At 51.9% G+C, this 20322-nt stretch carries 22 protein-coding genes, 1 tRNA gene and 1 pseudogene; 12 read left to right on the top strand and 12 right to left on the bottom strand.

The genetic code is table 11. From position 1 onward, the window contains the following. Positions 1–16: 16 nt before the first annotated feature. Complete coding sequence (gene mazG / locus SynMVIR181_RS12735; protein WP_186589486.1) at positions 17–865, bottom strand: nucleoside triphosphate pyrophosphohydrolase; 849 nt, start codon at positions 863–865, stop codon at positions 17–19. A gap of 33 nt (positions 866–898) precedes the next feature. After that, complete coding sequence (locus SynMVIR181_RS12730; protein WP_186589485.1) at positions 899–1411, bottom strand: metal-binding protein; 513 nt, start codon at positions 1409–1411, stop codon at positions 899–901. Between the two features lie 59 nt (positions 1412–1470). On the opposite strand from SynMVIR181_RS12730, the gene SynMVIR181_RS12725 reads away from it, so the two are divergent. The 4 genes from SynMVIR181_RS12725 (at position 1471) to SynMVIR181_RS12710 (ending at position 2741) form a co-directional block, all read left to right on the top strand. Then, positions 1471–1542 (top strand) — tRNA-Val (locus SynMVIR181_RS12725). Further along, positions 1513–1650, top strand: a complete 138-nt coding sequence (locus tag SynMVIR181_RS12720; RefSeq protein ID WP_186589484.1) for a hypothetical protein — start codon at positions 1513–1515, stop codon at positions 1648–1650. Before SynMVIR181_RS12725 ends, SynMVIR181_RS12720 begins: the two co-directional genes overlap by 30 nt. A 147-nt stretch (positions 1651–1797) precedes the next feature. Then, complete coding sequence (locus tag SynMVIR181_RS12715; RefSeq protein WP_186589483.1) at positions 1798–1956, top strand: hypothetical protein; 159 nt, start codon at positions 1798–1800, stop codon at positions 1954–1956. Between the two features lie 491 nt (positions 1957–2447). After that, entirely contained in the window at positions 2448–2741 is a 294-nt protein-coding gene (locus SynMVIR181_RS12710) for a 2Fe-2S iron-sulfur cluster-binding protein (protein WP_186589482.1), read from the top strand. Between the two features lie 963 nt (positions 2742–3704). On the opposite strand, the gene SynMVIR181_RS12705 is transcribed toward SynMVIR181_RS12710, so the two are convergent. After that, positions 3705–3875 (bottom strand): hypothetical protein, encoded by a 171-nt coding sequence (locus SynMVIR181_RS12705; protein WP_186589481.1) that lies wholly within the window; start codon positions 3873–3875, stop codon positions 3705–3707. A 986-nt stretch (positions 3876–4861) separates the two neighbouring features. Between SynMVIR181_RS12705 and SynMVIR181_RS12700 the strand changes: the two genes are divergently transcribed. After that, positions 4862–5065, top strand: coding sequence for a hypothetical protein (locus SynMVIR181_RS12700; protein ID WP_186589480.1), 204 nt, complete (start codon positions 4862–4864; stop codon positions 5063–5065). Between the two features lie 18 nt (positions 5066–5083). Here the strand turns inward: SynMVIR181_RS12700 and SynMVIR181_RS12695 are convergent, their stop codons facing one another. The 3 genes from SynMVIR181_RS12695 to SynMVIR181_RS12685 are packed head-to-tail and all read right to left on the bottom strand — an operon-like array spanning position 5084 to position 6703. Continuing rightward, a complete protein-coding gene (locus tag SynMVIR181_RS12695; protein ID WP_186589479.1) occupies positions 5084–5482 on the bottom strand; it encodes a transcriptional repressor in 399 nt (132 codons plus the stop codon). 6 nt (positions 5483–5488) lie between these two features. Further along, the gene (locus tag SynMVIR181_RS12690) at positions 5489–6406 is read right to left on the bottom strand and encodes an oxidoreductase (RefSeq protein WP_186589478.1); all 918 of its coding nucleotides are present in this window, start codon (positions 6404–6406) and stop codon (positions 5489–5491) included. A 39-nt stretch (positions 6407–6445) separates the two neighbouring features. Further along, positions 6446–6703: a hypothetical protein gene (locus SynMVIR181_RS12685; protein WP_186517071.1), complete on the bottom strand. Its 258-nt coding sequence runs from the start codon at positions 6701–6703 to the stop codon at positions 6446–6448. Between the two features lie 62 nt (positions 6704–6765). Between SynMVIR181_RS12685 and SynMVIR181_RS12680 the strand changes: the two genes are divergently transcribed. Next, entirely contained in the window at positions 6766–7233 is a 468-nt protein-coding gene (locus SynMVIR181_RS12680; protein WP_186590688.1) for a protein phosphatase, read from the top strand. Continuing rightward, positions 7233–7865: a 2OG-Fe(II) oxygenase gene (locus SynMVIR181_RS12675; protein ID WP_186589477.1), complete on the top strand. Its 633-nt coding sequence runs from the start codon at positions 7233–7235 to the stop codon at positions 7863–7865. Before SynMVIR181_RS12680 ends, SynMVIR181_RS12675 begins: the two co-directional genes overlap by 1 nt. Here the strand turns inward: SynMVIR181_RS12675 and SynMVIR181_RS12670 are convergent. Further along, the gene (locus tag SynMVIR181_RS12670; RefSeq protein WP_255444319.1) at positions 7856–8143 is read right to left on the bottom strand and encodes a hypothetical protein; all 288 of its coding nucleotides are present in this window, start codon (positions 8141–8143) and stop codon (positions 7856–7858) included. The genes SynMVIR181_RS12675 and SynMVIR181_RS12670 overlap by 10 nt on opposite strands. A 91-nt stretch (positions 8144–8234) precedes the next feature. Here SynMVIR181_RS12670 and SynMVIR181_RS12665 point away from each other — a divergent pair, with 91 nt between their 5' ends. Continuing rightward, the gene (locus tag SynMVIR181_RS12665; RefSeq protein WP_186589475.1) at positions 8235–10979 is read left to right on the top strand and encodes a valine--tRNA ligase; all 2745 of its coding nucleotides are present in this window, start codon (positions 8235–8237) and stop codon (positions 10977–10979) included. A 13-nt stretch (positions 10980–10992) separates the two neighbouring features. Here SynMVIR181_RS12665 and SynMVIR181_RS12660 read toward each other — a convergent pair whose 3' ends face one another. Continuing rightward, on the bottom strand, positions 10993–12291 hold the full coding sequence (locus tag SynMVIR181_RS12660) for a mechanosensitive ion channel family protein (protein ID WP_186589474.1): 1299 nt from the start codon (positions 12289–12291) through the stop codon (positions 10993–10995). Further along, positions 12288–13487 (bottom strand): hypothetical protein, encoded by a 1200-nt coding sequence (locus SynMVIR181_RS12655; protein WP_186589473.1) that lies wholly within the window; start codon positions 13485–13487, stop codon positions 12288–12290. The genes SynMVIR181_RS12660 and SynMVIR181_RS12655 overlap by 4 nt, the downstream gene beginning before the upstream one ends. Before the next feature lie 222 nt (positions 13488–13709). On the opposite strand from SynMVIR181_RS12655, the pseudogene SynMVIR181_RS13470 reads away from it, so the two are divergent. Then, positions 13710–13858: pseudogene (locus SynMVIR181_RS13470) on the top strand (hypothetical protein); the annotation flags it as partial. 25 nt (positions 13859–13883) lie between these two features. Here SynMVIR181_RS13470 and SynMVIR181_RS12645 read toward each other — a convergent pair. After that, positions 13884–14957, bottom strand: coding sequence for a mechanosensitive ion channel family protein (locus SynMVIR181_RS12645; protein ID WP_186589472.1), 1074 nt, complete (start codon positions 14955–14957; stop codon positions 13884–13886). 138 nt (positions 14958–15095) lie between these two features. On the opposite strand from SynMVIR181_RS12645, the gene SynMVIR181_RS12640 reads away from it, so the two are divergent. Genes SynMVIR181_RS12640 through SynMVIR181_RS12630 form a run of 3 tightly spaced genes read left to right on the top strand, consistent with a single transcriptional unit; the run spans position 15096 to position 17656 of the window. Then, complete coding sequence (locus SynMVIR181_RS12640; RefSeq protein ID WP_186590687.1) at positions 15096–16070, top strand: ATP-binding cassette domain-containing protein; 975 nt, start codon at positions 15096–15098, stop codon at positions 16068–16070. Then, positions 16070–16867, top strand: coding sequence for an ABC-2 family transporter protein (locus tag SynMVIR181_RS12635; protein ID WP_186589471.1), 798 nt, complete (start codon positions 16070–16072; stop codon positions 16865–16867). The genes SynMVIR181_RS12640 and SynMVIR181_RS12635 overlap by 1 nt, the downstream gene beginning before the upstream one ends. Further along, entirely contained in the window at positions 16868–17656 is a 789-nt protein-coding gene (locus SynMVIR181_RS12630) for an ABC transporter permease (RefSeq protein WP_186524128.1), read from the top strand. It begins immediately after the preceding gene. On the opposite strand, the gene SynMVIR181_RS12625 is transcribed toward SynMVIR181_RS12630, so the two are convergent. Together SynMVIR181_RS12625 and SynMVIR181_RS12620 are read right to left on the bottom strand one after the other, a co-directional pair. Next, positions 17573–18943, bottom strand: a complete 1371-nt coding sequence (locus tag SynMVIR181_RS12625; protein ID WP_186589470.1) for a mechanosensitive ion channel family protein — start codon at positions 18941–18943, stop codon at positions 17573–17575. The two genes, SynMVIR181_RS12630 and SynMVIR181_RS12625, sit on opposite strands and share 84 nt — an antisense overlap. After that, a complete protein-coding gene (locus SynMVIR181_RS12620) occupies positions 18940–20211 on the bottom strand; it encodes an ABC transporter substrate-binding protein (RefSeq protein ID WP_255444318.1) in 1272 nt (423 codons plus the stop codon). The genes SynMVIR181_RS12625 and SynMVIR181_RS12620 overlap by 4 nt, the downstream gene beginning before the upstream one ends. Between the last annotated feature and the right edge of the window lie 111 nt (positions 20212–20322).

Genomic DNA, 20322 nt, shown 5'->3' with positions numbered 1-20322 from the left:
ACGCTGGGCTTCATGCTCACAAATCGGGATGGTTGTTGCGAGCTACGGGGCTGGAGGCTTGTTCCGCACGGATTGCCAGTTTCGCTTGCTGCCAAACCGTCTCCAGTTCCTTGATGCTGCGGTCTTGGAGGTCTCCCCCCAGAGCGGCTTCCACGCGAGAGAAGCGATCAAGAAAGCGCTGGTTGGTGCCTGCTAGGCCTTCTTCCGGCTGGATGTCACACCAGCGAGCCACATTCACAAGCGTGAACAGCAGGTCGCCGAGCTCTTCTTGGGCGTGCTTTGGATCACCGGAGGACACCGCTTCTTTGAGTTCATCCAGCTCCTCATGCACTTTGTCCCAAACCCCTTGCATGTCATCCCACTCAAACCCTGCTTTGGCGGCTTTACGCGAGATGGTCATGGCTCCAGCCAGAGCTGGTTGTCCGCGAACTTTTCTGGTGAGTTGAGCACTCAACGGGCTGGTTGAGTTGGAGGGACTTTCGCCCCGCTCGGCTTGTTCTGCGGCTTTGATGGCGTCCCAATTCGCGGAGACGGTTTCGCTGTCATGGGCCTCTGCAGTGCCAAAAACATGCGGATGGCGGCGAATCAACTTCTCAGTGATTCCACGAGCAATCGCCTCGAGATCGAAGCGCTGTTGTTCTTGAGCGAGTTGGGCGTGCAGCACGACTTGCAGGAGCAGATCGCCTAGCTCCTCTTTGAGGTGCCGATCATCGCCATGGCGGATCGCGTCCACGACTTCGTGAGCTTCTTCCAAGACGTAAGGCACCAAGGTCTGATGCGTTTGCTTGAGGTCCCAAGGGCAACCGTGGTTGGGATCGCGCAATTGCGCGATCACCTCGACCAGATCGTGCATGGCGTCGCTCATGGGGGCAGGTCGAGGAGTCTTTGTTGCCCTGAGTCAACGACGGCGTCTTCTCTTGCGAAGCCACTGAAGCTTGATCGGCAGTCTTGGCATGGGGTCACCGTCCTGAATCAGATGCAGCCAAGCGCTCGCTTCAAGGCCAATCAGCACGACCAGAACGGAGTTTGATGATTCGTTCCATGTCTGTTGCAGCCAGCTCTCCCATTGCTCTGGCGTAGGGGTTCCCCAAGGGCTACCTAGCCAGCTAACGGTTGCCACGAAAAAGCTGAGATAGATGATCCGAGTGGCCGTTCCTAGAAAAGGGCTGTGCGACAACATCGAGCGGTGTCGGATCAGGCGTTGGTAGGGCCACCACAGCCAGCGCAGCACACCCCAACGTTGATAGGGCCTGGAATTAATATCGAGATCAGGTGAAAGAAAGAGTCCGCCGAACAAAAAGGCCAGTCCACTGCAGGAAGCACCGCTGATCCCCAGCCATGGCCACCAAATGACCCCATAGAGCAAAGCCAGCACACAGGTGGCTCGATCGTGCTCCCGGCCGGAAGCCATCCTTGTTGAAGCACTGTGTTGGACATAGCCTGACACCTTCAGGCAGAATCCCTGTGCAAGGGCGATTAGCTCAGCGGTAGAGCGCCTGCCTTACAAGCAGGATGTCCCTGGTTCGAAACCTGGATCGCCCATTTCGGCTCACCCTCAATAGCCCAGTAGCACACGGCTTTTTGACGCTTTGGAGAAGGGTGATGCCCGTTTATGTGTTGCTTGCGGGAGGTTGCGGCGGCACAGCCTGATGTGCGCTGAATGCGTTTGCCTTTGGTACAGAAGGGGAATGAGGGCTGTCGTTGCCCCATGCTTTGAACTTGATTTGCTTTGAGTAGAAATGACTACCAATCGAATCTTGATAGTTCTTTACATTCGTTTGGAGATACCGCTGCGCCATGAGTTTGCCTCTCCACTTTCAATTCGAGAAGCTTCAGCTTCAGGGGGCTATCCAGCAAGCCAGTGACCTGGATGAGCTCAAAGAAGTTGCTGGACAGCTTTTAGACCTTTACTTCATGCAAAAGGCTGCCACTGCACGCGTGATTTCAGAAAAATAGCGAGTTATCTAATGTCACAAGATTATTCTGAAGAAATCGTCGCCACCGTTCACTTGAGCCATGAGGCATTGCGATTAGCGTACAAAACAACATGTGACGCGCTTCGTAATTGGCCTGGTGGTGATCCTCTCGAACAACAGTTTCTAGCTGAAAGTAAAGATCAGCTCTTCAGATGTTTGCTTGAGCAGTCGTTTGAGCTTGAAGCTGGATAAGGCTTCGCCTGGCAGACTAGTTTTGGGTATAGATTTGATCTTATGGCCCTAAGGAAAATATATTCAATATTTAATTAGAAATGCTCCAATGTATCTTCTTTTAATTTCTTTTGTGCGGTATAAAGGTACTTTTTGACAGTCTTAGAGCTCATTTGTATAGCAGTATTATTGGGTAGTGATGTAGCTGATGATTCAATGATGTGTTCAAGTGTGGAGTTGTTGATTTTTCGCTTTCGCCAAGCGGGAATGGCTAAAACACTCTCAATCGCAATTCTGTAAATGGCTGATTTTAAGGTAACAATCCTTGCTGATGGGAAGGAAACAGTTTTCAATTGCCCAGATGATCAATATATCCTTGATGCTGCTGAAGAGAATGGAATCGATATGCCATATTCCTGTCGAGCGGGTGCATGTTCTACTTGTGCTGGGAAAGTAATGACGGGCTCAATCGATCAAAGTGATCAGAGTTTCCTGGATGATGACCAGATAGCTGCAGGCTTTGCTCTTTTGTGTGTTTCGTATCCCGTTAGTGACTGTTCAGTGACTGCAAATGCGGAAGATGATCTTTATTGAGTCAATCGTGGATTAACAGCTCGATGCTATCTAGAATGAGATGGACCAATAAATCATCATTGTTTTGGACGTTTGAGTGTGGAGCTTAGGGAGATGTCGTTGAACAGACTTATTATATGAACCCAGTTTGATGGTTTCGGTATATTTGTTCACTTTAATACTCCTGAGTGCTTTATTTATTCACTCGTTGTATGAGGATTGTTGATGGCCTCAGCTATCTGCACCACAACAGAGGTCGGAAAAAGACCCATGAAGCGGATGGTCTTTGTGTTGACGTCCTTCTGCATAATAAAGTTTTTCCATTAAGAGGTTTGGGACCTTTGTTCTCATGCTTGCTTGGGCTGGAGTTGTGATCAGGGTGATAACAGCAATTGCCGAGAAAACTTTCATGTTTTTGATTAAATAAGTTGATCTAGCGTGACTCTGTCAAAGCTCAATAGCGTGTATCAAGCTCTCTTCAGTCATCCATTCTGTGACGATGGAAGCAACGAACCCAATCATTGCTAATCGTCATTGAGCTTTTTTGCACGTTCATGGAAGCCATACCCAGCATCTGCTACTGAAAATCAAGTATTTGATCTGATGAACTCAGGCCATGATTAATATGACTAATCCAAATCACGGTGCTATTACGATTTTTGCCATCTATTTATTTATTTGATTTATTTACGCAAAATCTCTAGTCGGGGCTTTGTAGAACAGCTGTGATGCTATGTGGTCTTCTCTGGAGTTCTTCATTGAATTCCATCGCTAGATTTTGTGCTTCCATTGCATCTGAAGCGTAAACATTGTCTTCGTAAGAGCAACCGGATGAGTCTCGATATCGGATTGCGTAGCGTTTGAAGGTCTGATGGGTGGTCATAAAACTTCTGTTGAGCTGCTGTTGGACCTGAATGAATTGTGTCCGGCCTCCGGTGAGGACGGTGGGACACGTTGTAAGGCAGGATTGGTGGTGTGTCGCGATCAACCAAGAACAGCCGAGATGCTGTATGGAGCCTCTGGAAAACTGGTTGGCATTGGGTCAAGCTTGCCTTGAGCTAATGCTTTGGCGCGTTGATACATCTGGCTCGATGTGGCGCCAGTTGCCTCCATGGCTTTAGCAACAACTTCCCAATTTCGAATTTCAGTAGACATTTTGATTCAGTTCAGAACCCAGTAACTATCGCTAGTTGATCGATCGGTGCGTGACAGGGAAATCCCCCCATCAGCCGAACACGCATTTGAGCTGAACTGTCGATAGGTTCTTGTGGCTAAATGCAAGTGCTCTCCCGGGATCGCTTTGAAGGTCATCCATCCGCTTGGATGTCATGATCTGCCTTCTTTTGCCCTTTGGCATGGGCTCACTAAAGTGATTTGCAACGATTGCAACGAATAGCCGATATTAATCTAGATCAGTGCCATGGTTGAAGTTTGAGGTTGAAATTGATGCTGAAAGTTGAACATGCGGCGATCGTATGCTTTGCCGCATTGCAATCTCTCTCTTTTGTGGGTGTGCCTGTGAGTGCGGCACAAAATTGTGGCCCTAATCGGCACTGGGTTCAGACAGGAGCGGGTTACGGCTCTGGCTATTGCAAGCCCAAGAAGAGGCGGGATCATCAAGTTTGTGCGATCGGCTATCACTATGAAGGTCGTGGCGCTTGTAAGCGCAACGGAGACTGGTGGCAAGGGCGCAGACCTATTAATTGGGGGCCTCGCTATGAACCTCAGAGGCCACAGGGTGGTGTCACATTCCAGGGACCCAATGGTGGGGATATCCGCGTGAAATGGTGAGATCTGCTTGAGTCTGGACTCGTTGATTCAATGTTTACCATGCCCCGTTTTGAGCGGGGCTTTTTATTATTTATACTTCAAACCTCTATTTGATTTTCTTGAGGATAGCAATCAGTTTGCGGTGCAAATCTCTTTGGATGCTAATTGTCTGCTATCAATAAGGATGTCATGTTCAATAGCTCTAGCGAGTGCTTCAAATGCTATTTAGCTTTATAGCTAATGTTTGATTGTGATTCTCATGGTGAGCTTTGATGGAGTTTCTGTGCAGCGAACAACGAAACGATTTGCATTTAATTCCTGCTTTTGAGGGGATGATTGGTAATAATTAAGCAACCCGCTTCCCCACGTCCATGTCTAAAGTCCGCGACCAGATCAATGCCCACCTTTATCCGGTGCTAGCCACATTTTCTGTGATTTATTTTGCGATTCAAATTGCCCCGATCGCAAATCAGGCTCGAAATTTCGACCATTGCATGGATGAAGCGATTAAGGAAGCGAAGGGTAGTTTTGCCGAGAAACGAACCTTTGCCGCCAATCTGTGTCGTGAGATCTGATCAGGATTCCCAGGATTGCTAAGGGTGATTGTGTTGGCACTCAGAGCAAATACCGAAGAATTCCAAGGTGTGGAACAACATCTTGAAGCCAGACTGCTCTTCGGTTGAGATTGAGAGTCCGTGAATAGGACAGTGATCCAATGCTTTGGTGCTTCCACAGTCCACACAGGTGAGGTGATGGCGGTCCTGCTCGATCGGGGCATAAAGGGCCTCCCCGGTGGGTAGATGCCGGCAGCGCACAAGACCCTGCTGCTGCAGTTGTCTGAGGTTTCTGTACACCGTGGCCAGTCCCATGGCGCTGGATCCGTTCTCTAAGAGCCGATGGAGCTGTTGACCACTCATTTCGTCACCGCAGCCACGCAAGGCGTCAAGAAGGCGCTGTTGTCGCTGTCGGCTCGCTGTCGGCTGGGTCTTCATGGTGATTCAGACCTTGCGCGTATTGGATTGAATCATGTCTTCGCTGGTCGTCCAAAGGCGCTTGCGTTGTTCGGTGTCTCGGGCTGTACGGGCCACAGGTTGACGTGTCGGCATTCCGCGCATGGCTGCAAAGCCACCCGGACCGAAGTGCTCTCCACCTTTCACGCTTGCTGTTGCTGCATGGAGTTGGGGGAGTGCACCCATCGCTGCGCTTTGAAATAAGGGGTCCATGATTCGGTAGGCCAGAGACTCTTGCCAGGCTCCGGTCGCGGCGACGGAGACCGGTTGAAGGTTGGTGCGGGCGAGGCCTGGATGGGCGGCGAGAGAGATCACGGTGCTGTTGTGCTGTTGAAGCCGCTGATTGAGCTCGAGTGCAAACATCACGTTGGCCAATTTGCTCTGGCAGTAGGCGCTCCATCGGTCATAGCGCTGCTCGCCCTGCAGATCTGACCACGCCATTTTGCCGAAATATTGCGCACCAGACGTCACAGTGACCACCCGCGCATCTTGGCGGCCTTCCATCAGGGGAAGAAGCTGTTGGGTGAGTGCCATGTGCCCGAGATGGTTCACGGCAAACTGCATTTCGAAGCCTTGAACGCTCAACCGCCGTGGAGGTGCCATCAGGCCAGCGTTGTTCATCAACAGGTCCAGGCGGCCATAACGCTCTCGGACAACGTTGGCGCAGCGCTCAACACTATTGAGATCGGATAAATCAAGATCCAGCAGGTCAACGCCCGTTGTGCCTTGATCCAGCAAGTCGCGTCGTGCCTCTTCGCTTTTGCGTTGGCTGCGGCAAGCCATGAGCACGGTTGCGCCTTTTTCTAAAAGCGCACGACTGGTTTCCAAACCCAGGCCGCTGTTGGCCCCAGTGACGAGGGCCACACGTCCCGTTTGGTCTGGGATGTCCTTCAGGGTCCAGCCCATGGAGCAGACGTCAGAGAAGATCCAGTCTCGCTGTTCGAATCAGTCTTCGGGGAAGAGCAATTCCGCTAATTCGTCGGCATCGACGTCGTAGACACGGGCTAGAGACGTTTCAATTGCACTGGTGACTTCGCCTGGAAGGAATCTCATGGCGTTGAGAGCATCCTCGGCGATCTCGTCCGTCAGGAGGAGGTCATCGCCTTCGAGCTTCTCGTCATTGATGACGGCCATCACCCAGCTCTGATAGGCGTACACCAGATCCGAGAACTCGAGTTCGGGATCGTTGAGATCCAGGGTCATGGCCAGAGTCGATCGATAGCACCACCATTTTGACCTTCGGCAGGGAAGATGTCTCGAAGACGATGTTTGATATGGGCCTTCCGGACTCTGATCAGCTGCAAGGAACCCTTGTGGACTTTGCCCTTTTGGAGCTGATTCGACAGCACCGGCTCAGTTTTCAACCGCTTTGGACGGTGGATGGCTGGGCGAAATTAATGATTTGGCTTGCCTTGAATTGCGGCCTTTCAGGGGATACAGACAGCCTTGAGCACTTCGCGAGGTCTCTGGGGGAGCCGATCACGATGCGGATGCGTCGCACATTTTTTGAACGAGAGTTGGGGGATCTTGAACTCCATGTCTTGGCGGATCCAGCTGATGCTCAAGTGCTGTTGCTGTCTCAAGCCCCGCAAGATCCCTCGGTGCTGGCACCGGAACGTCTAACCCGTGCCTTAGAGAGGGCTGATTTGCTCGAGCTCGTAACAGCTGACCAAAGTCAGTGGCAAGCCCTTGATGGCGTTGTTGCGATCCCTTGGAAACGTCCTGAATCCTGATGTCTAAAGACCTGATCGCGCGGTATCGCAACGCTGGTTTCGAAGCGGTGGCGGATGGTGCCATGGCCTTTTTTGATCGCCGCATTGATTTGCAACGGGCTGGGGTGGCTTTCGGGCCTGGCGGCGGAGAGGAGCCGGCCAAGGTTTCAACGGATATCAGCTTGGTCGCGATTGATCGCAGTGATCCTGATGCCTTCGGTTTGTCTGAGGTGGTCTTGCGCGGCGTTGCCGCTGGATTAGAGCGCTATGTGCAGGAAAGACCTCTGTTTCGTTCGGTTTGCCCCGAACAAGAGTTGTTTGTGATGCCGATCTTTAACTTGCAGCGGTACGCGCCTGGAGAAGGGTTTAAGCAGTGGCATTGCGATTGGACGATCAGCGATGAAGCGACTGAGCCCGTGCATCGGGTGTTGGCTTGGATTCTTTATTGCGACACCGTGGAAGAGGCAGGCACGGAGTTCCATTGGCAGAACCATCACGAACCTGCCGAACGCGGCAAATTAGTGATCTTTCCAGCGGGCCCATCGCATATTCACCGCGGCAGGGTGAATCCAGAGCTGAGTAAGACGATTGCCACGGGTTGGATTAATGCGGGCGCTCAGCAGGATTACCTCAAGCGTCTTGCTCAGTCCTGAACACTCCAGTTGTTCATCGCCCAGAGCAATTCACCGGCATCCCAGCTGCAAAGGTCGAAATTGTGGACTGCGGTTGCATCGGGTGCATCGAGTAGGCGCTGGGCGTAATGCTTCACGAGTGCAGCAGGGGCGATCTCAAACCCTGCCAGTGCTGCCACCTCGCTAACGGCAGCCGCTGTGGTGGCCATCCGCAAGCCCCTCTTGAGCTCATCGTTCTGGGCCACAGTTTCAAGCATCTGCTGGATGGCAGTGCTGAGATCGTTGGAAGTGGAGCCCATGGATCCTTGGCATTGATGCTGGTTGATCATCGCTGTCAAGCCGCCTGAAAACGTCTTTTGCGACCATGAATGGCGTGTATGGGTTCTCCCCGTGTCGGATCTGGCCAAGACCTATGACCCGGTTGGTACGGAAGCCAGATGGCAGAAGGCCTGGGAGGACGAGGGGGCCTTTCATCCGGATCCTGCGGCTGAGGGCGAACCGTTTGCAGTGGTCATCCCGCCGCCCAACGTCACCGGCAGCCTGCACATGGGGCATGCCTTTAATACGGCTCTGATCGATACGATCGTGCGCTATCAACGGTTGGCGGGCAAAAACGTGCTTTGTCTGCCGGGCACGGATCACGCTTCGATCGCAGTGCAGACGATCCTTGAGAAGCAGCTGAAGGAGGAGGGCAAGACGCGCCATGACCTTGGCCGTGAGGCCTTCTTGGAGCGCGCCTGGCAGTGGAAAGCAGAAAGTGGTGGTCGCATTGTCGACCAGTTGCGCCGGTTGGGGTATTCCGTCGACTGGAAGCGACAACGCTTCACGTTGGATGAAGGTCTTAGCGAGGCGGTGAAAGAGGCCTTCGTTCGTCTCCATGAGCAGGGCTTGATCTACCGCGGTGAATACCTGGTGAATTGGTGTCCTGCTTCGGGCTCCGCGGTGAGTGACCTGGAGGTGGAGATGAAAGAGGTGGATGGCCATCTCTGGCATTTCCGCTACCCGCTCAGCAGTGGGGATGGCCATCTCGAGGTGGCCACGACGCGGCCAGAAACCATGCTCGGTGATACGGCAGTAGCAGTGAACCCCAGCGATGAGCGCTATGCCCATCTCGTGGGTCAGACCCTTGACCTTCCTTTTACGGGCCGTCAGATCCCGATCGTTGCCGACGATCACGTGGAGAAGGAGTTCGGCACTGGCTGCGTCAAGGTCACTCCGGCCCATGACCCCAATGACTTTGCGATTGGGCAGCGTCACGGTTTGGCTCAGATCACGGTGATGCGCAAGAACGGCACGATGAATGCCGAAGCCGGCCGCTTCGAAGGCATGGATCGCTTTGAGGCGCGTCAGGCTGTGGTGGCAGCCCTCGACGAGGAGGGTTTGTTGGTCAAGGTGGAGGACTACCGCCACAGCGTTCCCCACTCCGATCGGGGCAAGGTGCCGGTGGAGCCCCTGCTCTCCACCCAGTGGTTTGTGAACACCGAGCCTCTTGCGGCTCGCTGTCGAGAAGCATTGGCCAAACAGGATCCCCGCTTCATCCCTGAGCGCTGGGAAAAGGTCTACCGCGACTGGCTTACGGATATTCGCGACTGGTGCATCAGCCGTCAGCTCTGGTGGGGCCATCGCATCCCTGCCTGGTTTGTGATTAGTGAAACCGGCGGCAAGTACACCGACACCACGCCCTATGTGGTGGCTCGGAACGAAGCCGATGCTCTTGCCCAAGCCAAAGAAAAGTTTGGAGCTGAGGCCCGCATTGAGCAGGACGAAGACGTTCTCGACACCTGGTTTTCCAGCGGCCTCTGGCCGTTCTCAACCCTGGGTTGGCCCGATGAGAATGCGGCTGATTTTCAGCGTTGGTACCCCACCAGCACCTTGATCACGGGCTTCGATATCATCTTTTTCTGGGTGGCCCGGATGACGATGATGGCTGGTGCCTTCACCGGTGAGATGCCGTTTAAGGACGTTTATATCCACGGTCTGGTGCGGGACGAGCAGAACCGCAAGATGAGCAAAAGCGCCGGCAACGGGATCGATCCCCTGTTGTTGATTGAGCGCTATGGCACCGATGCCCTGCGTTTCGCTCTCGTGCGCGAGGTGGCCGGCGCGGGTCAAGACATTCGCCTTGATTACGACCGTAAGAAGGACACATCTGCCACGGTTGAGGCCTCGCGCAATTTCGCGAACAAGCTCTGGAATGCCACCAGGTTCGCCCTGATGAATCTGGGTGGAGCCACACCAGCACAGCTCGGCGAGCCAGATCCGTCGGCGTTGCAGCTCGCCGACCGCTGGATTTTGTCGCGCTTGGCGCGTGTGAACCGGGAAACGGCAGCCCGCTACAGCAGCTATGCCCTTGGTGAAGCCGCTAAAGGCTTGTATGAATTCGCTTGGAACGATGTTTGTGACTGGTATTTGGAGCTGAGCAAGTGTCGCTTGAATCCAGGAGAGGAGCCCAGCACTGCAGCTTTGGCGGATCAGCACACGGCCAAACAGGTGCTGGCAAAGGTGATCAGCCAAATGCATTTGATGTTGCATCCGTTGATGCCCCACCTCACCGAAGAGCTGTGGCACAGCGTGACGGCTGAGCCCGAAATCACGTTCTTAGCGCTTCAGCCTTGGCCGGCTGTGGACGAGGTTGCTTTGGATGATGGCTTGGAAGCGTCCTTTTCTGAATTGATCGCTGCGATCCGAGTGGTGCGTAACTTGCGCGCGGTGGCGGGCTTAAAGCCATCCCAATCGGTGCCCGTGCGTTTCGTGACGAGCCGCCCAGAGCTGATGGCAGTGTTAGAGCAAGGGACTCCTGATATCACCGCGCTCACGCGAGCGGAATCGGTGGAGTTGATGACGCAGGCTCAGGCCGAGGCTGCACCTGTTGCGAAAGCACTCGCTGGCATCAGCGGTGAGTTGCAGGTGTTGCTGCCCATTGAAGGCCTTGTGGATCTGGAAGCGCTTCAGGGTCGTCTTGAAAAAGACATCGCCAAAGCAGAGAAGGAGATCAAGGGGCTAGCAGGACGCCTCAGCAATCCCAACTTTGCGGATAAGGCTCCGCCAGAGGTGGTGGCTGAATGCAAGGCCAAGCTTGCTGAAGCGGAGGCTCAGGCTGACTTGGCACGCAGACGGTTGGCGGATCTGGGTTGATCTGAGCGCAAGCTCAACCCCGATCTTGCTGATCCGCTGTGGAGTGCTCGTGTGGGTTTTGCTGGGTTTGCAGGCTTGATTGCCTGTTTGGTGGCCACTCCATCGGATACACCTGGCGTTGTGGGAAGGGGATGCCAATTCCGTGGTTGTTGAATGCAGTCCAGATTTCCTGACGCAAGTCACTGCTCACGGTGCGAGCATCCAAGGGATTGTGGCCCGAGTATTTGAGTGTGTAGTTGATCGACGACTCTGCAAAGTCGATCGCGAAAGCCTGGGGTACGGGATGTTGCAAGACTCTTGGATGTTGGCAGGCGATCTGTTCGAGAAGTGTTATCACCTGCTGCGGTTCATGGTGATAGGCAGCACCGACAACCACTTCGTCTCGTCTGTAGTTTTCGCCAGTTGTGAATGATTCAGCATCTTGGGTGAAAAAAGTTTGATTGGGAATGATCAGTTCAGCGTCATCCCGTTGACGGGATAGAAATGTGGCTCGAAGTCCTAATTTGTTGACTCGGCAAGGCTCCCCTTTGATCATCAGAATCTCTCCAGGTCGGATCGATCCTTCAAACAAAAGCCAAATTCCGCTGATGAAATTGGCAAAGATTTCTTTGATGCCAAAGCCAAGACCAACTGACAAACCTGCTGAAATGGTGAGTAATGCTGTTGGGTTAAAACCAGCCTGAAGGGCTACAGCCAGGAGGCCAAAACTGATGATTAAATAACGAACGATGATTTCAATCGCATCACGGCTTTGATTGCTGATTTTAAGCCCTTCTTTTGAGATCCATGAGATCAGGAATGCGATCGGTGCGCTGGCAAGCAGAATTAGATAGAGGCCGATTAAGGAGTAAAAAAGTTGGCCTAGCGCCAGTTGGGTATTCAGCAATGTACCCACACTAATAAGACCAATGGATGAGAGACTGCTGAGTCTCTGGATGCAGTAAAGCAGTGCAGAAACAAGAATGGCAGGCCGCACTAGACGCCTGAGCCAGAGTGCTCTTCGATCCTTCGGGTTGCGTTGGATCAGCTTCAGTTCGATCCACAAAAGAAGGTTCCAGGCTGCCCAGATCAATCCAAAGCGGTTCGCGATTCCTGTGGGAATGGAGGCCAACCCAAGCACAATGCTGATGCCAAGTAGTGCAAGAGGACCTACAGCCTGACAAATGATGAGTGAAACATTTTTTGTACCCAGCTTGTTGCGAATGAATACATCAGCGATCAGTGCGCAGCCAATCAAGATCAGCTGCCAGGTAACTGCTGCTCGACCAATGTATCCAGTCCAGGATGAAACTTCGAAGAGAAGATTATTCATTGCTTGCCTTTTGAGTCATGGTTGGTGAAAGCTTTTACTGCTTCGTCAACGCTGATAATCCCACTAGAGAGCTCGGTTAATACTTTGTCGATTGCAGGGTAACCCTGTTCAGTTGCTAGGTATTGAGTGATCATCGGCCACTGTTTGATATAACTTAGTGATTGATCGTTCCAAGAATCGTTGTAAGCTTTGAGAGTTCGTGAGCTTTGATTCGGAATATCAACAGCCTTGTTCGCTGGAAGGTAGCCTTCAGTGCGAAGGGACACCTGCCGTTGTCCAACAGGATTAGTAAGCGATCTCACATAACTCAGTGCGAGCGCCCGTTGTGATGGGCTTGAATCAGTGCCTAGGCCAAAAGCGAAGATGGTTGGCGTTGCAAACGCTTTTGTTTGCACTCCATCTGGAAGGGGGGCAATGCTGAGCTGTTCTCCCATTGTCTCTCTTATTTCCAGGGCTTCGAATGAATTGCAGGTGATCCAGTCAAGGTTATTGGCAGTCAATTCATTAACCAGTTCAGATTGCTGGCTGTAAAAGAATATGTTTTGGTAGAGGGCCGCTTGTCGTAGCCATGTGATCCACTCTTTGATTTTTGGCTTTGGTTTATTTTGATTTTTCTTGTTCACCAGTGAGCTGATTTCTGGGATGGCACCGGTTGATCCAGCCGTCCATTGGATCTCATAGGTTTTCGTTGATAAGCCAATACGAATGCCGCTGGCACCAAGCTTCACCAATTCTTGGATTGTTTTGGGCGGCTGTTTTATGGTCTTGTTGTTATAACACGACACTTGCGGGAAGATTACAAAGGGAGCGAAGATAAGCTTGTCGTCGACGATGGAGAGGTTTTTGAGGACATCGCCGTATTGTTGTGTCCACTGAGAACTGTTGGGAAAGGCACTTATTAATGAGTCTAGATAAAAACTTTGTAGATGAGTATTGGTGCTCAATATTAGGTCTGGCCCAAGGTTGAGTTCGCTGTCTTCCTTGATCTGACGCTTCATCGTATTCAATTTGTAGGCAACAGTGACAACACGCGTGTTGGGATTTGTTTTGAGGAATTGCTGATTAAAAAGGCGAAATTGCTTTTCTGTACGTTCCTTTGTGGTCTGTGTGAATTCGTTGTCTGCAATTGGATAGGCGATATAGAGGGTTTGCGCTGGCTTGTTCGCTGATGAGCAACCGGAGAGCAGCATCGTCAACAGCGTTGTTGCGGCTGTGATGGTGTTGATTATTCGAGCTCTTGTTGACATGCCAGGGGGTACTTTGCGGCTTTAGCTAATTGTATGTGGTGTGAATAAATGCTGAAATGCCAGCTGGTTTGCCTCAATGAATCTGGGTTGGGCAGTCCTGCGCAGCTCGGTAAGCTTGATCTCTCGGGATTCCGACTTAAAGCAGTTCCCATCTCTGCCGGTTTTGCTCTTGTCGCCAACGCAGAGAAGGAGATCAAGGGGCTAGCAGGACGCCTCAGCAATCCCAATTTGCCGATAAGGCTCCGCCAGAGGTGGTGGCTGAATGCAAGGCAAAGCTTGCTGAAGCGGAGGCTAAGGTTGCCCTAGCGCGTAATCGGTAGGCAGATTTGGGATGAAGAGTGGGTCTCAGCTGGAGGGAAATAGTTGCTCTGGTTTTAAATTGGGCGCTGGATAGAGGGTCGTGCAATCGAAGGCAAAATCGGCATTATTGGCTTTCACGACCTTTGCAATCTCCAGAAAAACTTCTTGCTGGATGTCTAAATAGTCCTGCCAGTTTGTTGTTTTGGTGAAACAGTAAACTTGTAAATTTAGTGAGGAGCTTTCCCATGCATTGAAGTTTACAAGAATGATCTGATTAGTATCAATGGCGTCGTGGTTTTTGAGGAGTTCGCGCACTTGTTTGGTAATCGTATCCATCGCGGGGATATCTTCATATCGCAAGCCAATATTTGCCAGGATTCGGCGGTTATACATCTGTCCAGGATTGATGATGCTATTGGTCGCAAAGACTGCGTTGGGGATATACATTGGTCGGCGGTCAAATGTGCGTAGGCGTGTGTGATACCAGCCGATATTTTCAACGGTTCCTTCCATTCCATTCGTGCTAATCCAGTCCCCCTCCTTAAAGGGTCGGTTAAAGAACAGCATGAAACCAGAGAAGAAGTTTTGGGAGATGTTTTGCGTTCCGAAGGCGAGGCCGACTCCAGCGCCGCCTCCTAGAGCGGCTAGGGCTGTGGCGGGAACGCCGAAGGTGATCATTAAGGCGCCTGCGCCAATCACCAGAATTAAAATCGTGTAGATCCGGCCGATAAAGCTGATCGCCATCGACAGATCTTTCGGGTCGTCCATCTGGAGCCAGCGTTCAAAACGTCTGGTCTTCATGACGGCATGGCCCAATCGGCTCAGCGCCCACATGACGGCGACGACCGTGATTGTTGCTGAGAGCTTTAAAGCATTGCTGCCATCGAGCCATTCCACATTGCTGGCGATTTGACGTCCCAGCCAGCCCAAATACATAGAGGCGCTTAGCCCTAACAGCAACGGCTTACGGATAGCTCTCGCGACCATTCCTCCAAGATGTTGTCCTCTCCGCTCCATCAGCCCAAGAACAAGCCAGAGCAGGATGAGGACCACAGTTCCAATCAAGACTCCAGTGTTGGAGTGGATCAAATCCACGTCTTGAATGATCTTTTCTTTCATGGAGCCATCGTGGTGCCTTGCTTCATGCAGTCTGCCTTCTCAGCTGCTTAGCTTCAGTCCAAATGCAGCTGCTTTAAAACTCCCATTCACGTGGCGCCACAACGTTCCCTACATCCACAAGTTGCTCATGGTTCTGTTGTGATCGAGGTTGAAGGCCTCAGCAAGATTTACCGGGTTGCCGACAAGCAACCGGGTTTATCTGGAACCTTGAAACACTTCATGCGCAGGCGATACCGTGATGTGCACGCCGTGCGTGACATCAGCTTCAGCATTGCCCCTGGAGAGATGGTGGGATTTCTTGGGGCGAATGGGGCGGGCAAAACCACCACGTTGAAAATGTTGTGTGGGTTGATCCATCCCAGCGCGGGTCAGGTTGTCGTTGCAGGTCATCAGCCGCAAAAGCGTCACCCAGATTTTTTGCGTCGGATCACTTTGGTGATGGGGCAAAAGCAGCAGTTGCTCTGGGATCTGCCGCCGATGGATTCTTTGAGGGTGAATGCTGCTGTGTATGGCATCAGTGACCGGGATGCCAAGCGCCGTATTTCCGAGCTGTCGGACTTATTGGAGTTGGGAGAGGAGCTCACCCGTCCTGTTCGCAAGCTGTCGTTGGGCCAGCGCATGAAAGCTGAGCTACTCGCAGCCTTGCTGCACCAACCTGATGTGTTGTTTCTTGATGAGCCCACCCTGGGATTGGATGTGAATGCGCAGGCCCGTGTGCGGCAGTTTTTGGCTGATTACAACCAAAGGACTGGTGCCACCATGTTGCTGACGAGCCATTACATGGCTGACATCACGGCCCTATGTCCGCGCGTGTTGTTGATTCATCAGGGGCATTTATTCCATGACGGCCCCCTTGATCGCTTGGCCAGTCGGCTCGCGCCTGAGCGCCATGTTCGTTTGGAACTTGATGCACCCGTTGGGGCTGAGGCGTTTGCTGGTCTTGGCCGGCTCGACAGTTGCTGTGACTGCGAGGTGAACTTGCGAGTGCAGCCTGATGAGCTCACGGCTGTGGTGGCCCAACTGTTGGAACGCTTTGAGGTGCGGGATCTGGAGGTGAATGATCCCCCGATTGATCAGCTGATTGGTGATCTGTTTCGCCAGGGAAGCGTTTAATGCGGATTTTTGGACTCAATCGCAAGATTATTCGTGTTCTCTTAGGAACGGAATATGCCCATATGTTGGAATATCGCGCCGAAATCGCCCTGTGGGCTCTATCCGGTGTGCTCCCTTTCATCATGCTCAGCCTTTGGAATGGCAGTGACGCACGCGATGCGTTGGGGATGGATGGTGTAGGCCTTGATCGTTATTTTTTGAGCGCCTTTTTAGTGCGTCAATTTTCTGTTGTTTGGATGATTTATGCCTTTGAAGAGGATGCTCTCACTGGCAGATTGTCTCCTTATCTTCTTCAGCCACTTCATCCGCTATGGCGTTATGTGGCAAGTCATCTTGGCGAGCAGCTCACGCGCTTGCCTTTTGCTGCGGTGATTACCGCGATCTTTTTTCTGATTCAGCCCAATGCCTTCTGGTTGCCATCGTTGGGACACTTCGTGCTGGCTTGGTTGGCTACATGGATGGCCTTCTCGATCGCTTTTCTATTGCAAAGCCTGATTGCCTCCCTTTGCTTTTGGAGTGAGAAGGCCAGTGCTCTGGAGAGATTGTTGTTTATACCTTTTCTTTTCCTGTCTGGGCTTCTTGCTCCACTCACTGCATTCCCACCCTTTGTGCGCACCTTGGCTCAGTGGACGCCGTTCCCTTATTTGATTGACTTCCCGGCGCGTGTTCTAGCCGAACAGCCTGTGAATTTGTTGGTTGGATTTGCCATTCAGTTGGCATGGATCGTGCTGCTGTTGCCACTGGTTCTTCTGCTTTGGCGCGCTGGGGTTCGGCGTTACAGCGCGATGGGGGCCTGAATGGGGCGTTATTTCAAAAGCCTTCGGCGATTTTGGGGAACAGCCGTGGCCTCGCAGCTGGAGTATCAACTCAACGTTGTGATTGAGCTGGTAGCTGTTGGCTTGAGCTTGCTTGGCAGCTTATTCATGCTGTCGCTCTTTTTTGGACCAGGACGAGCGTTGGGTGGCTGGAGCTGGCATGAAGCCTTGATTGTTCAAGGTTTTTATACCGTTCTCGATGGGATGGCGAGCACCTGGTTACGCCCCAACCTCTCTTCGATCGTGACCCATGTGCGCGAAGGCACGCTTGATTTCATCTTGCTCAAGCCAATTGACAGTCAGTTTTGGTTGTCGTTGCGAACGATCTCGCCAGCAGGGTTGCCGGAGATCGTCCTTGGTTTGTTGTTAGTGATTTGGGGTGGGCAACAGGCTGGCGCTTCGTTGTCGCCAGGAGGCTTTGCGGTGGTGTTGCTGATGCTCTTGGCTGGTGGATTGATCCTGTATTCCCTTTGGTTTTTAATTGCAGCGACCAGCATTTGGTTTGTGAAAACCTGGAATGCCACTGAGGTTTTGCGGGCTGTGTTGGCCTCTGGTCGCTATCCCGTAGCGGCCTACCCAGCCCCCTTGCGTTTGCTGTTTACCTTGGTGATTCCGGTGGCATTTCTAACAACTGTTCCGGCTGAAGTTGTGCTGGGACGCGCAAACGCCCCCACCCTCTGGCTTGGATTAGGCCTCGCCGTGGGTTTTTTCATCGCTGCCCGTCAGTTCTGGCTGTATGCCTTGAGGCACTACACCTCCGCCTCCAGTTGAATGCAGGCTTTGTTGCAGGCTGGGCGGCCACTCCATTGGATAGACCTGACGTTGTGGGAACGGAATGGTGATTCCTTTCTTCTCAAATTGCTTCCAGATTGTTCGTCGTATATCACTGCCGACTTCAAAGGCTTCGAGGGGGTTGGAGACCCAGAAAAGAACCTTGTAATTAATCGAAGAATCAGCAAAGTCAATCACAAATGCATTGACTGGTGGATATTCTAGAACTTTTTTGTGCTCTTTAGCAATTGTTTTTAATAGCTCCACAATGATGTCTGGGTCGTGCTCGTAGGCGGCACCAACGACGACGCTGTCACGCCTTGATGTTTCCGTTGCGGTGAAGGATGTGGCTTCTTGTGTGAAGAAGATCTGATTTGGGATTAATAGCTCGGCTCCATCACGCCCACGTCGTAATTGTGTTGCTCTTAGGCCTAGTTTGCGCACGGTGCAGGGGTCGCCGTTAATCATCAGAATCTCTCCGGGGCGAACTGATCCTTCAAACAGCAACCAGATGCTGCTGATGAAATTGGAGATAATTTCTTTTATGCCAAAGCCGATTCCAACAGATAATCCACCTGCGATGGCAATGAATGCAGTGCCATCGATGCCGATAAAATAAGCCACCCCAGTGATGCCAATGATGATCACGCTGTAACGGAACAGGAGCTCCAGTCCTCGCCTATTTCTCGGACGGACTCCAAACAGCACTCCACTTAGCCATGCCAGAAATGTTGCAGGCCTAGAGGAGAGCGTCATGATGACATAGACCGCTATTATCGCAAGATAAATTCTGCCTAGTGTCAGCTCAACTCCAAATAAAATAGCGATTGGAGTTTGTGATAAATTTTCCGTACTTCCCATCAGTCTTATGAAGGACATGATGGCCACAATGATGTAGACGGGTCTTAAAAATGTGCTTTCTAATTCATCAACTGGAAATTTTTTGTTGATGCTCAAAATTAATGTTTTTAAGGGTGTGAATGACATCCATCCCAGCCAGAGCAGTCCGAAATATCGAAGTAATCCCCATGGCAAGCCCACTAAAAGAAAAAGACCTGAACTGATTAAAAGCAGCAGGGGGCCGATCAGCACGCGTATGTATTCGGGAACTAGCCTGTGCTCCACGCGGCGCCGAAGCGCGCCACGTTGTTCTGCGACCATCACAATGCCAACCAAAAAGAGTTGGAGAAGAACGGTTCCACGGTTCAGGTATGCCAACCAGCTCAGGAGCTCATTGAAGATTGCCCCTGGGTTAATAGTGATGAGGTAAGACATGGAAAGAGTCATCGCTTCGCCTTCATCTGGGTTTCGAGCTCAGTGGCCGCTTTTTCGGGAGATAATCCATCAAAAATTAACTCATTGAGTGTGGACTGAATCCCTTTTTTTAATCTTGGCTTTGCATCAATTGCCGAGACAATGGCATCACCGCGGCTTACGCGCTTGTTTTCCTCTTCGCTAAACTTAGAGAACCCTGGAGGTAATTGTTTGCTAACGATCATTGCCGCCGCAGGATTAACTGGAAAGCCCGTCCGGTATTTGAGAGCATAGGTTTTCTGAGCCCAGGGTTGCACCATGAAATCCAGTAAATGCAGGCTTTCCGCCCGTTGGCGTCTGCTTGAGTTTTTACCAAGAGCCCAAACTTGCAAGCGTGTGATTGGTGTTGCTCGTCCAAAGTCTCCGCTGGGTAGGGGGGCGATGCCGAGATGATCTTTGAGCTTTTCACGGAGTTGGGGTAGCTGGGAACTCCAACAGCTGATCCACTGCATGTCGCCCTCCATAAACGCCTTTCGAAGTGCGGCTTGATTTCGCAAAAACACAATATTTTGCTGATAGCTGGATGCCTTGAGCCAACGCATCCATTGAATTAGGCGTTCATGGGCCGCCACAGTGACTTTTTGCCCTGCTAATGAGGCTGTTAAGGCCTCGCCCGCCCCGAAGCTGCCAAGGCTCCAGTACAGATCCTGGAGGTTGGTGACCATTCCAAAGACTTTGCCAGTGCCACTGGCTTCGGACAGTGCTTTGAGTGTTTCAGGTGCTTTTTTGAGTTTGCGTTTATCGAAGCAAGCCAGCTGGAGATACTGCGAGACCGGTTGACCCGCTAGGGATCCGTTGGCTGTTTTAACGCGCTCTAGGGCTGCTGGGTTAATCAAGTTTTGACGCTCTTCCGTCAGCTTGATTGGATCGGTCAGGCCCAAGGCAAGAAGGCTCAAGGCTTGATTGCTATCTGCAATCACAAGGTCTGGCCCTAGGCCGCTGTTGGTTTGAACTTTCAGAGCCTTCTCTAGAGACTCTTCGGGATAGATCGAGGGATGCAGCTTGATGCCAGGCTGCATTTCTTTTAATTGCTGTTGAAAATTCTTGGTGATCTTCCGTTCTGTTTTAAAACGATCGTTGGAGTGTTGTTCGTTTTCATTGCTGGCTTGAGCCACCTTCAACACGATCGATCTTTGGTTGTCGGTCATGGCACAGCCCCCAAGCAAGGATGTGCTCAGAACGAGAGCGATGCCGCGGTACCTGTTCCTTCTGATCGATGCACAAAGGCGGGTTGCTGCCATACCTCTAGAACCGTTATCCAATCTTTAGCGTAAAAGTTGGCATGTTCCCCTTCGGCACCAAAACGATCACGATGGAATGCTGGCCTCTGGTGGTGTGGAACACATGATTGA

Source organism: Synechococcus sp. MVIR-18-1 (genome assembly GCF_014279835.1).
GTDB lineage: Bacteria > Cyanobacteriota > Cyanobacteriia > PCC-6307 > Cyanobiaceae > Synechococcus_C.
The sequence above is the reverse complement of the archived record's forward strand: the minus strand, read 5'-3'. Positions and strand labels throughout refer to the sequence as shown.

What these genes read in the sequence shown, in the direction of transcription:
- SynMVIR181_RS12685 (WP_186517071.1), bottom strand. Translation starts at nt 6,703, where the DNA reads ATGACCCTGGATCTCAACGATCCCGAACTCGAGTTCTCGGATCTGGTG.
- SynMVIR181_RS12675 (WP_186589477.1), top strand. Translation starts at nt 7,233, where the DNA reads ATGTCTAAAGACCTGATCGCGCGGTATCGCAACGCTGGTTTCGAAGCG.
- SynMVIR181_RS12730 (WP_186589485.1), bottom strand. Translation starts at nt 1,411, where the DNA reads ATGGCTTCCGGCCGGGAGCACGATCGAGCCACCTGTGTGCTGGCTTTG.
- mazG (WP_186589486.1), bottom strand. Translation starts at nt 865, where the DNA reads ATGAGCGACGCCATGCACGATCTGGTCGAGGTGATCGCGCAATTGCGC.
- SynMVIR181_RS12670 (WP_255444319.1), bottom strand. Translation starts at nt 8,143, where the DNA reads ATGGGCTCCACTTCCAACGATCTCAGCACTGCCATCCAGCAGATGCTT.
- SynMVIR181_RS12720 (WP_186589484.1), top strand. Translation starts at nt 1,513, where the DNA reads ATGTCCCTGGTTCGAAACCTGGATCGCCCATTTCGGCTCACCCTCAAT.
- SynMVIR181_RS12630 (WP_186524128.1), top strand. Translation starts at nt 16,868, where the DNA reads ATGGGGCGTTATTTCAAAAGCCTTCGGCGATTTTGGGGAACAGCCGTG.
- SynMVIR181_RS12710 (WP_186589482.1), top strand. Translation starts at nt 2,448, where the DNA reads ATGGCTGATTTTAAGGTAACAATCCTTGCTGATGGGAAGGAAACAGTT.
- SynMVIR181_RS12705 (WP_186589481.1), bottom strand. Translation starts at nt 3,875, where the DNA reads ATGTCTACTGAAATTCGAAATTGGGAAGTTGTTGCTAAAGCCATGGAG.
- SynMVIR181_RS12700 (WP_186589480.1), top strand. Translation starts at nt 4,862, where the DNA reads ATGTCTAAAGTCCGCGACCAGATCAATGCCCACCTTTATCCGGTGCTA.
- SynMVIR181_RS12715 (WP_186589483.1), top strand. Translation starts at nt 1,798, where the DNA reads ATGAGTTTGCCTCTCCACTTTCAATTCGAGAAGCTTCAGCTTCAGGGG.
- SynMVIR181_RS12680 (WP_186590688.1), top strand. Translation starts at nt 6,766, where the DNA reads ATGTTTGATATGGGCCTTCCGGACTCTGATCAGCTGCAAGGAACCCTT.
- SynMVIR181_RS12635 (WP_186589471.1), top strand. Translation starts at nt 16,070, where the DNA reads ATGCGGATTTTTGGACTCAATCGCAAGATTATTCGTGTTCTCTTAGGA.
- SynMVIR181_RS12690 (WP_186589478.1), bottom strand. Translation starts at nt 6,406, where the DNA reads ATGGGCTGGACCCTGAAGGACATCCCAGACCAAACGGGACGTGTGGCC.
- SynMVIR181_RS12620 (WP_255444318.1), bottom strand. Translation starts at nt 20,211, where the DNA reads ATGGCAGCAACCCGCCTTTGTGCATCGATCAGAAGGAACAGGTACCGC.
- SynMVIR181_RS12645 (WP_186589472.1), bottom strand. Translation starts at nt 14,957, where the DNA reads ATGAAAGAAAAGATCATTCAAGACGTGGATTTGATCCACTCCAACACT.
- SynMVIR181_RS12625 (WP_186589470.1), bottom strand. Translation starts at nt 18,943, where the DNA reads ATGACTCTTTCCATGTCTTACCTCATCACTATTAACCCAGGGGCAATC.
- SynMVIR181_RS12660 (WP_186589474.1), bottom strand. Translation starts at nt 12,291, where the DNA reads ATGAATAATCTTCTCTTCGAAGTTTCATCCTGGACTGGATACATTGGT.
- SynMVIR181_RS12695 (WP_186589479.1), bottom strand. Translation starts at nt 5,482, where the DNA reads ATGAAGACCCAGCCGACAGCGAGCCGACAGCGACAACAGCGCCTTCTT.